The sequence below is a fragment of the Streptodolium elevatio genome, from assembly GCF_053592165.1.
In genome coordinates, this window is record NZ_JBSFVE010000025.1 from 63,916 (window position 1) to 76,819 (window position 12,904).

The following is a 12,904-nucleotide window of genomic DNA, read 5'->3' on the forward strand; positions in this document are numbered from 1 at the left end:
TCAGGCCGCCGCGTCGAGCCGGGCGGTGAGGAGTTCGTGGACGGCCTTGACGGAGGTCAGTGCCGCGAACTCGGACTCCTCCAGGCGCACGCCGTAGCGCTTCTCCAACTGCACCATCAGCTCCATGGTGGTGAGCGAGTCGATGCCCAGGTCGGCCGCGAACTCCGTCTCGTAGGCGATCGTTTCGTCGGGGAGTTCGAGCTCCTCGACGAAGAACGCGCGGAGTTCTTCGCGGGTGGGGGCGTTCTTGGCCATGACAGGTTCCTTTCGGGCGCCGAGCCTGGTTCCGCCAGTTGCGGCCAGAGCTCGCGGTCGGTTGTCCGCGGTCAGGTGCTCGCGGTCAAGTGCTCGCGGTCGGTGCATGTGGGCAGTACTTGCGGGCAGTGCGTGCAGTCGTTGCGTGCAGTTGCTGACCGCGGTCGCTGCTTGCGGTCAGTGGGTGTGCCGGCGGGTGAGTGCCTGGCGCGTCGGGGTGACGTCCGCGATCGAGATGTGGCCGTGCGCGGAGGCGGCGAGGACCGCGGTTCGCGCCCGGTTCTGGCCGGGGGCGGCGAGTCGGCCGAGGACGCGGCGGACCGGGGTCAGGCATCCGCCCCCGGGTGCCGTGGGAACGGCCGTGATGCTGCCGCGCGTTACGCGTCTGCCGAGCCACGCGGCCACCGCTCGGCCGGTAGCGGAGTCGTCGAGCACGGTGTCGATGCGGGCGGGTGGCGGCCCCTCGTCGGCGAGTTCGTCCCAAAGTGCGTCAAGCACCGCGGACACCGTGTCCGAGTCCTGTTCCGGGAGGAACGCGCTGCGCACCGAGCAGTGCCCGTACCCGAATCCGCCGCCCGCGGACTCCTCCGCGGGTTCGCAGACCAGCACGGCCGCTCCCGCGTCGAACGCGGCTCCCGGGTCCGCGCCGTCGTCCCGGCTTCCCCGCGGGTGGTCCAACCGCTGGATCGGCGCGGGCGGTTCCTCGACGGCCCCGGCCAGTACGACCGAAGCGCGTCCGGCGGCAAGGGCACGTGCGGCCGCCTGGAGCGCGTCCAGCCCCGCCACGGCCGGTGAGTTGGTGGTGAGGTCGAAGGCGCGCAGCTCGTGCTCCGGCGCCAGGCGGGCCGCGAACATGCTCATGGCCATGTACGGCGCTCGCGCGGGAGACAGTGCCGCAGCGCCGAGGTCGATGATCGTGCGGTCGAACTCCTCGATGAGGGAAGCCCCGACGTTGTTGGTCCCCACCACCGCTCCCCGGCTCGCCGCCGGCACCGCCGCGATCCACGGACCGCGGTCCGTCCATGCGGCACGTGCGGCCGCCAGCAAGTAGAGGGCACCGGGCGGGAGTCGGCGGTAGCCGCGGCCCGGCAGAGCGGTCGCGGTGTGGAACCAGCCTGCGGGTGCGTCGGGTTGAATCTCCAGGGCCCGGTCCGGACGATCGACGCCCGGGGCCGTCAGGCCCAGACCGGTGACACGGATGCGGGCCGCCCCGGGGCTCATGCCGTCCACCCCCGCCCTCCGGTCAGCACGAACGAGGAGTTGTTGCCGCCGAACGCGCAGGTGTTCACCAGCACCGCCGGATGCTCCAGGCGCAGCGTGCCCTCCTGCGGCAGCCATACGTCGCACGCGGGGTCCTGACGGACGGGAGCGTTCGCGGGGATCTGCCCCCGGGCGATCATCAGCACGGCGGTCAGACACGCGAAGACCGCAGCCGCCGAAGAGTTGTGTCCGACCAGCGACTTGAGTGCGAAGTGCGGGATCTTATGTCGGAGTTCGCCGAAAACCCGGCGCAGGGCCAGGGTTTCCACCGCGTCGTTGACCGGGGTTCCGGTGGCGTGCGGCAGGACGCAGCCGATCCGGTCCGGGCGCAGTCCGGCGTCCGCCAGGGCTTCGCCCATGGCGCGGACCAGCTGCGCCGCCTCCGGATCCGGCGAGGTCAGGTGGTACGCGTCGCAGCTCCACGCCACGCCGGCGAGCTCCGCGTGGACGACCGCCCCGCGCCGCTCGGCGTGCGCGGCCGACTCCAGCACCAGCATGGCGGCGCCGTCGGCGAAAACCGTGCCCGAACGGTCGAGCGCGAACGGGCGGCAGTCGCGCGGGTCGACGGCGCCGAGCCGGTCGAGTCCGCCCATCCCGACGCGGGTGATCCCGTCCGCACCGCCGACCAGGACCGCGGGTGCCTCACCGGACCGGATGATGTCGAGTGCGACACCCAGCGCATAGCCGCCCGACGAACACGCGTTTCCGACACTGATGTTGCTTCGCCGGGAGCCGATGGCCCCACCCACCGCCGCGGCGGCGACCGCGAGCGGCGTCCACGGGGGCCGGCCGGCGCCGGACACGTCGCGCTGTTCCTCCTGCACGCTGGCGTTGCCCATCTCGGCGCCCATGACGACGGGCATCCCGGCGCGCTCGGGTGCGCCGATCCCGGCATCGGCGAGGGCTTCGAACGCGGCGGCGACGGCCATCCGCGGAACCCGGCCGAGCGGCACGCCGCCCTGGCTGCGCGGACGGTCGGGGACGACGGCATCCGGCACCAGGTACATCCGGGTCGCCCTCATGTTCATGTGCGGCAGTTCGACCTCGCGGGTCGAAGTACCGCCCGCGACGAGGCCGCTCCAGTACGCCGGGACTCCCGCCCCCAGACACGAGACGGCCCCCAGGCCCGTGACCACCACCCTGCGGTCATCGGCGTTCGCGGCGGTCATGACGGCACCCGTCCTGAGCCGTCGGGTGCGGGCCGCGTGAGCAACAACGCCGACACGCCGCTCGGATCGCCTTCGCCGTCCGCTTCGCCGGCACCCCCGGTACGGGCCCCGGTGCCGGCCCTGATCGCGGTCCCAGTGCCAGGCCTGACCCCGCCCCCGGGGCCGGCCTTCGCCGAGACGTCCCGTCCGGCGCCCGCGATCGCCAGGACCGAGTCCGCGACCGGGCCCCGGCTGCGTTCCACTTCCCAGGCGGGGCGGTCGAACCACGCCAAAGCGGCCGCGCATTGCAGGACGCCGAGGGCTCCGGAGCACCGGCCCAGGCGGCCGGTCAGGTCCAGGACGGGCCCGTCCTGAGGCGAAGGCCCGACCCCGGCCCCAGCCCCGGGCCCAGGCCTGTCCCGGCCCGCCGCGACCCGTAGCCCGATCGGGCGGTCGTACGCCTTCAACGCCTGCCGGACCGCTTCGGCACGGTCGGTCGCCTTGCCGTAGCCGGAGACCGCAGCCCGGACCCGCGCCCCGCGCGAGGCCGCGTGGGCGGCGTTCTCGACCACGAGGCAGGCCGCTCCGTCCAGCCATGCGGTGCCGCCGCGTTCGCGGTGCAGCCGGGCGACCGGTGCGGTGTCCGGCTCGACGCCGACGACGACCGCGACCTCGGCGCGGCCGGCGGCAAGCAGTGCCGCGGCCCAGAACACCGCGTCCAATCCGCCGGGCGTGCCGCTGCACAAGGTGAGGTTGGGCCCGCGCAGGCCGTGCTCGATCGCCACCCAGGCGGCGGTGACGTGGCTCGACATGTGCGGAACGCGCAAGGGGCTGAGACCTGTCACGGACTCCGCCGCGATGGTGTCGGTGAAGTCGCAGACGGTGTCGAGGTTGCCGAAGTTGCTGCTGACGACGACCGCGGTCGCCGCGGGAGCGTCGATCGCCGCCGCGTCGAGGGCCCGTCGTACCGCGCGAAGCGCCATGCGGGAGGCACGGTCCTTGTGCCGAAGTCCCGGTCCCGATGCACTCGGATCCTCCCCCGTGATCCCCAACGATCCGCCCAGCAGGTCGCGTTCGTCTGCGACCCCGGAGACGGCGAGGCCGCAGGCGGTGATCACCGGACGCGACGCGAACAGCGGGACCGGACTCGTGACGGGCAAAGGCGCCGGGAGCGGCGGTAGTTCCGTCGGCAACAGAGTCATGACGCCCTCCCGACCACGGCCACCGCGTTGATGCCGCCGAGTCCGATCGCGTGGATCTGCGCGGTGGAGAAGCTGCCGAGGGCGGGCCCGTCGGCGACCAAGCGCAGGTTGCCGGCCTCGGGCATCGGGTCGGACAGCCCTCCGATGGGTGGGAGTTCACCCGTTTGAAGGGCAAGTACCGCGACGACGAGGCTCATCAGCCCGGAGGTTCCGCAGGTGTGCCCGACCCCTGACTTGATCGAGGTGACCAACGGCCCCGGTATCGACGTGCCGAACACCTCGCCCAGAACCTCGGATTCGACGAGATCGTTGTGGTGCGTGCCGCTGCCGTGCACCACGACGAGGTCGATCTCGTCGGGAGCGATGGCAGCGCGCCGGTGCGCGTCTCGGACCACTGCCGCGACGCCTTCCGGGTCCGGAACGGCCGGGTGCGCGCCGTCGCAGTTCACGGCGACGCCGCGTACGCGGGCCCGCACCGGCTGCCGGTGGCTGCCGCCGCGGCTCAGCACGACCGCCGCGGCGCCCTCTCCCATCACCATGCCGCGCCGGGCCCGGTCGAACGGCCGGATCGACTGCGGCGGCGGATTCTGCACGCGGTCGAGTGCGCCGAACGAGCTTTCCGCGATCGAGTCGGTGCCGGCCACCACCACGGTGTCGGCCAGGCCGAGGTCGATCAGGTCGGTCGCCATGGCAAGTGCGTACAAGGAGGCCGCGCACGCACTGGCCACGGTGTGGGTACGCGTCGTCCCGAAGGCGTCCCGCATGGCGTCGGCGAAGTGCAGGTCCGCGGGCTCCAGTTCGGTGCCGTCCCGCCACCAGAGCTCGGCGGAGCGGAGCTCGCGCAGGGTCGTTCCGACGATCACCGGGATGTCGGCGACCGCGGCTGCGGAGGCGTCCGGGCTCGCGGGGTCCGTCAGGCCCGCGTCGGCGAGCGCGTCGGCGACGACGGCCCGCAGCCAGCGCGTGGCCCGGCCGGGCTCGTCGCGGATGGGCTCTTCGCGGCCAGGCCGATCGCTGTCGGGCCGATCGCCGTCGCGCCCGGTGCGGTCGTCGATTTCGTAGGCGTTCTTCACCCGGTAGCGGCTGCTGTCGAAGGCCCGGAGCGGTCCGACGCCGGTCTCCGCGCGGCACAACGCCCGGTGGATGGAACAGGGTTCGTCCCCGAGGCAGGCGATCGCGCCCATGCCGATGATGTCCGTCGTCATCGCGCCTGCTGGAGGGTGCGCAGGCGGAAGCGGGCGAGCTTGCCGGTGGACGTGGTCGGCAACGCCGCGATGAGTTCGACGCGCGAGGGGCGCCGATGGGGCGGCAGCTTGTCGCGGATCACGCCGAGTGCGGCCCGGCGTACGTCGGCGTCGACGGCGTCCGGCCCCGGGACGACGTACGCGACGGCCTGTTGCAGACCGGCCTCGTCCCGGTCCGCGACCACCGCGCAGTCGGCGATCCCGGCGACGCCCTTCAGCAGGCCCTCGATCTCCGCCGGGGCCACTTTGTGGCCGCCGATGTTCAGCAGGTCGTCGCTGCGGCACACGTGCCTGAAATCGCCTTCGGGCGTGCGGTGGACCACGTCGCCGGGATAGACGCCGCCGTCGGCGAACGTCCGTGCCTCGGCGTCGGGCCGGTCGATGTAGCCGAGGGCGGCGCACGCGGAGGCGATGTGCAGACGCCCTTGCACCCCCGGCGGCAGGGGCGTTCCGTCGTCGTCGCGCACGGTCGCCGTCACGCCGGGCACCGGTTCGCCCGTGGAGCCGTGCAGCGGCGCGTCCGGCGCGGTGGCGAGGACGATGTGCAGGAGTTCGGTGGCGCCCAGCCCGTTTACCAACGGGAACCCGAAGGCCGCCGTGGCGCGGCGGGACAGGTCCGCGGGCAGGTGCTCGCCGGCCGCGACGGCGAGGCGTATGGAGGCGGTGTCCGGCCGCCCGCCCCGTTCGGCGGCGGCGACCAAGGACTCGTACACCCTCGGCACCGCGCACAGCACGGTCGGCCGGTGCCGTCGGATCGCCGCGGTCACGGAGAACGCGTCGACGGGGCCGGTGAGCAGGACCGAGGCGGCGCCGGCCGCGAGGGGGAAGAGCAGGGAGTTGCCGAAACCGTAGCCGAAGGACAGTTTGGCGGTCGACAGCACGGTGTCCGCCGGGGAGAGGGCCAGGACGCTGCCGAATCCGGCGAGGACCGCCCGCAGTCCGTCGAGGGAATGCCGGACGCCGCGCGGTCGGCCGGTACTTCCCGACGTGTACTGCACCAGCACCTCGGCCGCGCCGTCGAACTCCGCGGGCGCGCCGGGGTCCAGGTCCGGGCTTTCCGCATCCGGGAGTTCGTGCCGCAGCACCGGCGGGCGGGCGAAGGCCGCGCTCAACTCCGGGCGGCGCTCCGGCGGGAGGCGCAGGTCCGCGAACTCGGCGGCGCAGTCCCCGGCGATGAAGGCGAGCTCGGGGTCGCGCAGCATCGGGCTGAGGACGACGGGGACGCAGCCGTGCCACCACAGGCCGAGCACCGCGACCACGGCGTCCGCGGTGTCGTCGGAGACCAGCAGGCCGCGGGAGCCGCGGCGCACTCCGGCCGCGGCGAGCGTCCCCGCGTAGGCCTTTGCGGCCGAGGTCAGTTCGGCGTAGGTCATGGCGCCGTCGCGGTCCGTGACGCACGTACGGCCGCCCTGGCCCGCCGCCACGTGCCGGAGCAGGAGGAGATCGACGGGATTCATCGCGAACCTCCGTCCCTGGAAACGGCACTGGAGCTGGCACTCGCACTCGCACTCGCACTCGCACTCGCACTCGCACTCGCACTCGCACCGGGTCCTGCCCCTGCACGGGCGTCCGACGTCACGTCTTGGGCGCGAACAGGCGTGCCCGCACGGCGCAAGGCCGAGAGCACGTCGCCCAGGGAGTCCATCGCCGCCGCCTCCTCGGCGTCGAAGCGTGCCTGGAAGGCGCGTTCGACGCGTGCGACGAATTCCGTCTTCTGCAGCGAGTCCATCTCCAGCTGCGCGTAGAACGGGGCGTCGGTGGTGATCCGGTCGGGCTCCATCTCCAGCACCGCCGCCGCGATCACGCGCAGGCCCTCGACCGCCGCCGCCTCGTCGTCCGAACCGGCGTACGCGGCGGGCTCCGTGCCCGCCGGTTCCCGGACCTCCGCGGGGACCGCCGCGATCACGGCGTTGGGTGCCTTGGCCAAATAGCCGGGCAGATCACGGTACTTCTCACGCAACTGGCGCTTGAGGACCTTGCCGGTCGCGCCGACCGGCAGATCCGTCTCGTGGACGGCGATCTCCAGCGCGGCCAGGTCGGGTTGGCCGACCGCGGCGAGCGCGGTGTTGGCCCGTGCCAGGAGTTCCGCGGCGTTCGCGCGGTCCCGGGCCTGCGTGCGGTCCGGGCCGGTCGCCCGGCCCGGGCTGTTCGCCCGCAACGTGACGACCGCCACGGGCACGGCCGCGCGGCCCTCTCCGTCTCCGTCGTCTCCCTCTCCCGCGCCGCCGGCACCGCCCGCCACCACCGCGCAGTCGGCGGTCTCCGGCAGGGCGAGGAGGATCACCTCCTCCATGAGCACCGAGTGGCCCGGCTTGGTCGCGGTGTGGATCGCGTCGACGATGCGGTCGACGTGGAAGTAGTCGTTCATGGCGGTGCGGCGTACCAGGTCGCCGGACAGGAAGTAGCCGGCGAGGCGGCTGCGGTGGGAGGTGTCGGAGTCGTTCCAGTAGCCGGTGGTCACCGATTCGCCGCGTACGCCCAGCATGCCGACCTCGCCCACGTCGGCGTGGCTGCCGTCCTCACGCAGGACCGCCGCCTTCATCGCGAACACCGGCCGGCCGAGGTGGCGCGGCGAGGAGGGGGTGTCTGGTGTCGTGGTGCGGCGCAGCGCGGCCCAGCCGAGTTCGGACGAGCCCAGGATGTCGTGGAAGACCGAACCCGGCCGGACGGCGCCGTCCACAGTGCGGTGGCCGAGGCGGACGAGGGAGCGTACGTGCGCCTCGTGGGCGGAGTCGCCGACGTTCACCCAGTCCCGGACCGAGGCGAAGTCGTCGGGGTCGGCCTCCGAGACGGCGAGTTCCGCCAGCGAGTGGTTGAACGCGAAGACCGTCGTCGGCCGGTGCGTGGCCGCTCCCCGGGCCAGCCCGGCGGCACTGCGGTCGGCGAGGGCGACGATCGGCATGCCGGCCAGCAGCGCGAAGGACGTCACCGCGATGGCGGCTCCGTGCGACAGCGGCGCCGCGCACAGCAGCAGGGAGTCCTCGGGCTCCGGCTGGGTCGCGAGCCGGAAGCGTGCGCCCGCGACGCTCTGCCGGTGGGTCCACGTGACCAGCTTCGGGTTGCCGGTGGTCCCGGACGAGTGGCACAGGAAGACCGGGTCGGCGTCGTCGTGCCGGTACCTGGCCTTGTCCGGCAGGACCAGGTCGCCCGGTTCCGCCGCCGCCTCCGCGGTGATCGTCCAGCGCAAACCGGGCAGCTCCCGATGACGGCCGTCGAGGAGTTGGAGGTGGGCGGGATCCGTGTAGAGGCCGACGGGCGCGGCGCGGGCCATCAGACCGAGCGCCGTGTCCGCCGGCATCCGGCCGTTCACGACGACGGCGATCGCACCGATCCGGGCGAGCGCGGCCAGGTGCAGCTGGTCCTCGAAGGAGTCTTCGACGAAAACCACGACCCGGTCGCGCGGCCGGACGCCCCGGTCGACATAGCGACTGGCCCAGGCGTCGGCGAGGGCGTCGAGTTCGGCGATGCTGAAAGCCGTGCGCCGCGTACCGTCGCCGAATTCGAGCGGCGGGTCCGACACCAGCACCGGTACGTCGGGGGCCCGGCTGTGCTCCAACGCGGTCCGCCACAGGTTGCCGCCCCCGAGACCGGGGTCCCCGGCCAGGGCGACACGTGCCGGGCGCGGGAGCAGGGTGCGGTGGGCAGCAAGCATGGGATCCCCGATTCTCGGTGGGCCGACGCGGTGTTCCGCGCTCCGCGCGTCGGCGAGCCGATGCGGCGGGAACAGCCCCAGTGCACCCATGCGGTCCGGTCGGCGGCAACGGCTTGCGCACCCAGCGGGACCGGTTGCGCAAGAATCGCCGCGTGTGGGCGGCGCATCATGTGCGCGTACGCAACTCCCGCAGTCGACCGCGGGCGCCCGGGTCATCTGGGCCGCCTGGGTCATCCGGGTCATCCGGGTCATCCGGGCCGCCCGAGTCGCCCGGGTCGCCCGGGTCATCCGGGGTCGTCCCGCAGAACGGCCTTTCCTGAGCGTTCCCCTGACGCCGCGTCAACCGGCGTTTCCCGTGACGGCTTGCCCAGGACAATTCCGGGCACTGCTTCTGTAGCCGTCCGCAACTGTTTGGGCGACGGTTCCAGGCAGGCAGTATGGAACCGGTGTCCATACGAACACCATTGACAGGGACGTCTGTTGCCGAACAAGGAGTGATCGATGTCCGGCACCGGCATCTGCGTTCGGGGGCGCCTGCCCGGCAGGCGTACGAGCGGACGACCGGCGCGAACGCGGTCGCGGCCAGGAGGGCGACTCCGACCCGCGTCCGGCCGACCGCGACGCCGGGACATCCGCGAGTAGCCCCCGGGCCGTGCTCGCGCGTCTTGGATATGAGCCACCCAGGTCCGCGGCATCTGCCGCGTAGGCCGCCGCCGGTCCGCGAATGCGATCCCGACCCCGGAGAGACCCCGACAACACTCGACACGACCGGACACCGCCCCGTTTCCCCGAGGGGGGGCGGTGTCCTGGGCAGCCGATGGCCCGATTCCCGTACCGAGACGGAGAACTCCATGAGCTATCTGGCACTTCGCGAAAGAGGCCCGTCATTCGACCCCGCGCCGGCCGCGCTCCCCGCCCACCACTACGACCACGGCGCCGGCCTCAACATCCTCGACGGCGACGGATCCGTCCTGGTGGAGACGGTCGGAACCGTCATGTTCGGGTTCACCATCACCAATCATCCACCGCCCATCGGGGCCAAGAAGGACGACGACTGAAATGCCGGTCGGCGCGCGGGAGGTCCGCTTCGTCGTCGTCACCAGCGACGACGACTACACGGCCGACATGGTCGTACGCGGACTCCCGCGGGACAGCTTCGTCCGCCTCGACCCGGGACGCCTGCGTCCCGGCACGCTCCTGAACGCGCCGGCTCCGGACGGCCCGTGCCTGGTGGACAACCGCGTCGTGCCGCCCGGCGCGTCCGTCTGGTGGCGCAAGCCGACCCCGGCGCGCGACCTGACCGGCGACGAGGCGTGGGCGGCCGACGAGACGACCAGCCTGCTGGAAGGCATGCTGCGCAACGCCACCGAGGCCGGGCGCTGGATGAACACCCCGGCCGCGGTGGCGCGCGTCCGCCCCAAGCCGGTGCAGCTGGAACTGGCCCACCAGGTCGGTCTGGCGGTCCCCCAGACCCTGGTGACGACGGACGAGAAGGAGGCATCCGCGTTCATCGCGGGCGGGCCCACCGTCGTGAAGCCGACCACGCAGCGCTTCACCGAGTTCGCCCCCGTCTTCCGCATCTCGCCCGGTGACGACCTCACCGGCATCGGCGGCGCCTTGTGCCTGCTGCAGCGCGAGGTCACCCCGAAGGCCGCGGACTGGCGGGTGACCTTGGTGGGCGACGAGGTGTTCGCCTGCCGGATCACCGATGCGGAGCTCGACTGGCGTACGCGGCCGCGCGAATGCCGTTACAGCGCCGAGGACCTGGACGAGCACACGGCGGCCCGGCTCCGCACGTACCGCCGCCGGGCGGCCCTCAACCTGGTCGCCTTCGACCTCGCCGAGGCCGCCGACGGCACGCTGTGGTTCCTGGACGCCAACGCGAACCCCGAATTCGGCTTCCAGGAGATCGCCACCCGCGCCCCGATCACCGCGACCGTGGCCCGATGGCTGCAAGGAGACGAGCGGACATGACAGCACTGACCTCGTGTGTACGCGCCCTGGAGTACGCGTATCTCGGCCGGTCCGCGGTCGGCGTGCACGTCGGCCGCCCGACCTGCGCGCGGTACGCGCGGAGGACCGTACGCGAGGCGACGGCCGCGGCCGGGCCTGGGCCCGGGCGCGCGCGGCCGCCGCCCTGTGCCGGTTCCGTTCAGGCCACCCACACCGTCTTGGCGTTGCAGAACTCCCGGATCCCCAGGGCCGCGAGCTCGCGGCCGTAGCCGGAGCGCTTGATCCCGCCGAACGGCAGGTCCGGAGAGGACGCCACCATGCCGTTGACGAACACCGCGCCGGCCTCCAGTTCCCCGACGAACAACTCGCGCTCGGCGGCGTCGGTGGTCCACGCGGCGGAGCCGAGGCCGAACGAGGTCGCGTTGGCGACCCGGACCGCCGCGTCCGCGGACGCCACCCGGTGCAACTGCGCGACCGGCCCGAAGACCTCCTCGGCGTACATTCGCATTTCCGGGGTGACCTCGGTGAGCACCGTCGGCGGGTAGAACCAGCCGGGGCCGTCGGGGACCTCGCCGCCGCACAGCACGGTGGCGCCTTGCGCGACGGCGTCCGCGACCAGTTCGGCGACGTCCGTACGCCCCTGCTCGGTGGCCAGCGGACCCACGTCGGTCGCCTCGTCCGCCGGGTCCCCCACCCGCAGGTCGCGCATGCGTGCGGTGAAGGCGTCGGCGAACGCGTCGAACACCGCCTCGTGCACGATGAACCGCTTCGCGGCGATGCAGGACTGGCCGTTGTTCTGTACCCGGGCGGTGACCGCCGTGGACACCGCGGCCGCCAGGTCGGCGGACGGCATCACCACGAAGGCGTCGCTGCCGCCCAGCTCCAGCACGGTCTTCTTGATCTCGTCGCCCGCGATCGCGGCCACCGAGCGTCCGGCGGCCTCGCTGCCGGTCAGCGTCGCCGCCGCGACCCGATCGTCCCGCAGGACGCGCTCGACCTGGCCCGAGCCGATCAGCAGCGTCTGGAAGCAGCCGCGCGGAAACCCGCCCTCGAGGAACAGCTCCTCCAGGAACAACGCGGTCTGCGGCACGTTGGAGGCGTGCTTGAGCAGACCGGTGTTCCCGGCCATGAGCGCCGGAGCGGCGAAGCGGACGACCTGCCACAGCGGGAAGTTCCAGGGCATCACCGCGAGCACGACGCCCAGCGGCTGCCACCGGACCATGGCCGCCGAGGCCTTGACCCGGGACGGGTCGGCGAGCGGGTCGTCGGCGAGGAAGCCTTCCGCGTGCTCGGCGTAGAACCGCATCGTCGTCGCGCATTTGGCGGCCTCGGCCCGGGCGGCCGCGATCGGCTTGCCCATCTCGGCGGTCATCACGCGGGCGATCTCGTCCTGCCGGGCGTCCAGGACGTCTGCCGCGGCGTTCATCCGGCGCGCCCGGTCGGCGAAGGACGTGCGTCGGTACTCCAGGAAGGTGCGGTGCGCGACGGCGATGCGCCCGTCCACTTCGTCCGCGCCCAGGGGCTCGAAGGTCTTCAGCGTCTCGCCGGTGGCGGGGTTCACGGATGCGACAGTCATACGGTGCTGCTTCCCAGTCCCACGGGAATGCCACCGGCTCGGCCCAGGATTCCCCCGCTCGTACGTCAGCCGCTCGCTCGTTTTCCGGGGCCGGCCCGCAACGGTTCAACCGTTCCACAGCCACCACGGCCACTTTGGCCACCACGGCCACCACCGCACTACGCAAGCTTCTTGACCGCGTCCTTTGCCCGGTAGCCGGCCGGCACCCCCTCGATGAGGATGATGTCGGCGACCATGTGCGCGGTGCGCAGCGGAAGGATCTCCCGGTACCCCGGGGATTCCCACCACGCGTTCGCCTCCGCCATCGACGGGAACTCGATCACGATGGCGTCTCCCGGCCAATCACCTTCCACCCCGCGCTTGTTCGGCGACGCGTGCACGATGAACCGGCCGCCGAACGCCTCAAGGGTCTCGTCGATCCGCTCCAGGTACTCGACGATGTCCGGGCAGAACTCGGTGCTGTGCACGTGGGCGATGGCGTACGCGGTCATGGTGTGCGTCTCCTTGTCCGAGGGGCGCCCGGTGCCGCCGGAGCGCCCGTTTTCCTGCCGACACCCGAAAACCTACGGCGGCCGGGGAATCAGTCGCGCATAGGCATTTCCCCGAGGTGACCG

General features: G+C 72.8%; 11 protein-coding genes. 2 read left to right on the forward strand and 9 right to left on the reverse strand.

Annotation, left to right across the window (positions count from 1 at the left end):
- The 7 genes from ACWD12_RS34090 to ACWD12_RS34120 form a co-directional block, all read right to left on the reverse strand.
- On the reverse strand, positions 1–255 hold the full coding sequence (locus ACWD12_RS34090) for an acyl carrier protein (RefSeq protein ID WP_358358460.1): 255 nt from the start codon (positions 253–255) through the stop codon (positions 1–3).
- Positions 256–432: 177 nt separating this feature from the next.
- The gene (locus ACWD12_RS34095) at positions 433–1,476 is read right to left on the reverse strand and encodes a beta-ketoacyl synthase N-terminal-like domain-containing protein (protein WP_450102825.1); all 1,044 of its coding nucleotides are present in this window, start codon (positions 1,474–1,476) and stop codon (positions 433–435) included.
- Complete coding sequence (locus tag ACWD12_RS34100; protein ID WP_450102826.1) at positions 1,473–2,684, reverse strand: beta-ketoacyl-[acyl-carrier-protein] synthase family protein; 1,212 nt, start codon at positions 2,682–2,684, stop codon at positions 1,473–1,475. Before ACWD12_RS34100 ends, ACWD12_RS34095 begins: the two co-directional genes overlap by 4 nt.
- On the reverse strand, positions 2,681–3,865 hold the full coding sequence (locus ACWD12_RS34105) for a beta-ketoacyl synthase N-terminal-like domain-containing protein (RefSeq protein ID WP_450102827.1): 1,185 nt from the start codon (positions 3,863–3,865) through the stop codon (positions 2,681–2,683). Before ACWD12_RS34105 ends, ACWD12_RS34100 begins: the two co-directional genes overlap by 4 nt.
- Positions 3,862–5,070, reverse strand: a complete 1,209-nt coding sequence (locus tag ACWD12_RS34110; RefSeq protein WP_450102828.1) for a beta-ketoacyl synthase N-terminal-like domain-containing protein — start codon at positions 5,068–5,070, stop codon at positions 3,862–3,864. The genes ACWD12_RS34105 and ACWD12_RS34110 overlap by 4 nt, the downstream gene beginning before the upstream one ends.
- Positions 5,067–6,566, reverse strand: coding sequence for an AMP-binding protein (locus tag ACWD12_RS34115; protein ID WP_450102829.1), 1,500 nt, complete (start codon positions 6,564–6,566; stop codon positions 5,067–5,069). Before ACWD12_RS34115 ends, ACWD12_RS34110 begins: the two co-directional genes overlap by 4 nt.
- The gene (locus ACWD12_RS34120) at positions 6,563–8,761 is read right to left on the reverse strand and encodes an AMP-binding protein (protein ID WP_450102830.1); all 2,199 of its coding nucleotides are present in this window, start codon (positions 8,759–8,761) and stop codon (positions 6,563–6,565) included. The genes ACWD12_RS34115 and ACWD12_RS34120 overlap by 4 nt, the downstream gene beginning before the upstream one ends.
- Before the next feature lie 851 nt (positions 8,762–9,612).
- Here ACWD12_RS34120 and ACWD12_RS34125 point away from each other — a divergent pair.
- Both ACWD12_RS34125 and ACWD12_RS34130 read left to right on the forward strand, forming a co-directional pair.
- On the forward strand, positions 9,613–9,819 hold the full coding sequence (locus tag ACWD12_RS34125) for a hypothetical protein (protein WP_358358477.1): 207 nt from the start codon (positions 9,613–9,615) through the stop codon (positions 9,817–9,819).
- A gap of 1 nt (position 9,820) precedes the next feature.
- A complete protein-coding gene (locus ACWD12_RS34130) occupies positions 9,821–10,735 on the forward strand; it encodes a hypothetical protein (RefSeq protein ID WP_358358480.1) in 915 nt (304 codons plus the stop codon).
- Between the two features lie 178 nt (positions 10,736–10,913).
- Here the strand turns inward: ACWD12_RS34130 and ACWD12_RS34135 are convergent, their stop codons facing one another.
- Positions 10,914–12,290: an NADP-dependent succinic semialdehyde dehydrogenase gene (locus tag ACWD12_RS34135; RefSeq protein ID WP_450102831.1), complete on the reverse strand. Its 1,377-nt coding sequence runs from the start codon at positions 12,288–12,290 to the stop codon at positions 10,914–10,916.
- 158 nt (positions 12,291–12,448) lie between these two features.
- Entirely contained in the window at positions 12,449–12,781 is a 333-nt protein-coding gene (locus ACWD12_RS34140) for a DUF1330 domain-containing protein (protein WP_450102832.1), read from the reverse strand.
- Between the last annotated feature and the right edge of the window lie 123 nt (positions 12,782–12,904).

Bases quoted from the DNA above. Each gene is read 5' to 3' on its own strand.
- ACWD12_RS34090 (WP_358358460.1), bottom strand. From the start codon at position 255: ATGGCCAAGAACGCCCCCACCCGCGAAGAACTCCGCGCGTTCTTCGTC.
- ACWD12_RS34095 (WP_450102825.1), bottom strand. From the start codon at position 1,476: ATGAGCCCCGGGGCGGCCCGCATCCGTGTCACCGGTCTGGGCCTGACG.
- ACWD12_RS34100 (WP_450102826.1), bottom strand. From the start codon at position 2,684: ATGACCGCCGCGAACGCCGATGACCGCAGGGTGGTGGTCACGGGCCTG.
- ACWD12_RS34105 (WP_450102827.1), bottom strand. From the start codon at position 3,865: ATGACTCTGTTGCCGACGGAACTACCGCCGCTCCCGGCGCCTTTGCCC.
- ACWD12_RS34110 (WP_450102828.1), bottom strand. From the start codon at position 5,070: ATGACGACGGACATCATCGGCATGGGCGCGATCGCCTGCCTCGGGGAC.
- ACWD12_RS34115 (WP_450102829.1), bottom strand. From the start codon at position 6,566: ATGAATCCCGTCGATCTCCTCCTGCTCCGGCACGTGGCGGCGGGCCAG.
- ACWD12_RS34120 (WP_450102830.1), bottom strand. From the start codon at position 8,761: ATGCTTGCTGCCCACCGCACCCTGCTCCCGCGCCCGGCACGTGTCGCC.
- ACWD12_RS34125 (WP_358358477.1), top strand. From the start codon at position 9,613: ATGAGCTATCTGGCACTTCGCGAAAGAGGCCCGTCATTCGACCCCGCG.
- ACWD12_RS34130 (WP_358358480.1), top strand. From the start codon at position 9,821: ATGCCGGTCGGCGCGCGGGAGGTCCGCTTCGTCGTCGTCACCAGCGAC.
- ACWD12_RS34135 (WP_450102831.1), bottom strand. From the start codon at position 12,290: ATGACTGTCGCATCCGTGAACCCCGCCACCGGCGAGACGCTGAAGACC.
- ACWD12_RS34140 (WP_450102832.1), bottom strand. From the start codon at position 12,781: ATGACCGCGTACGCCATCGCCCACGTGCACAGCACCGAGTTCTGCCCG.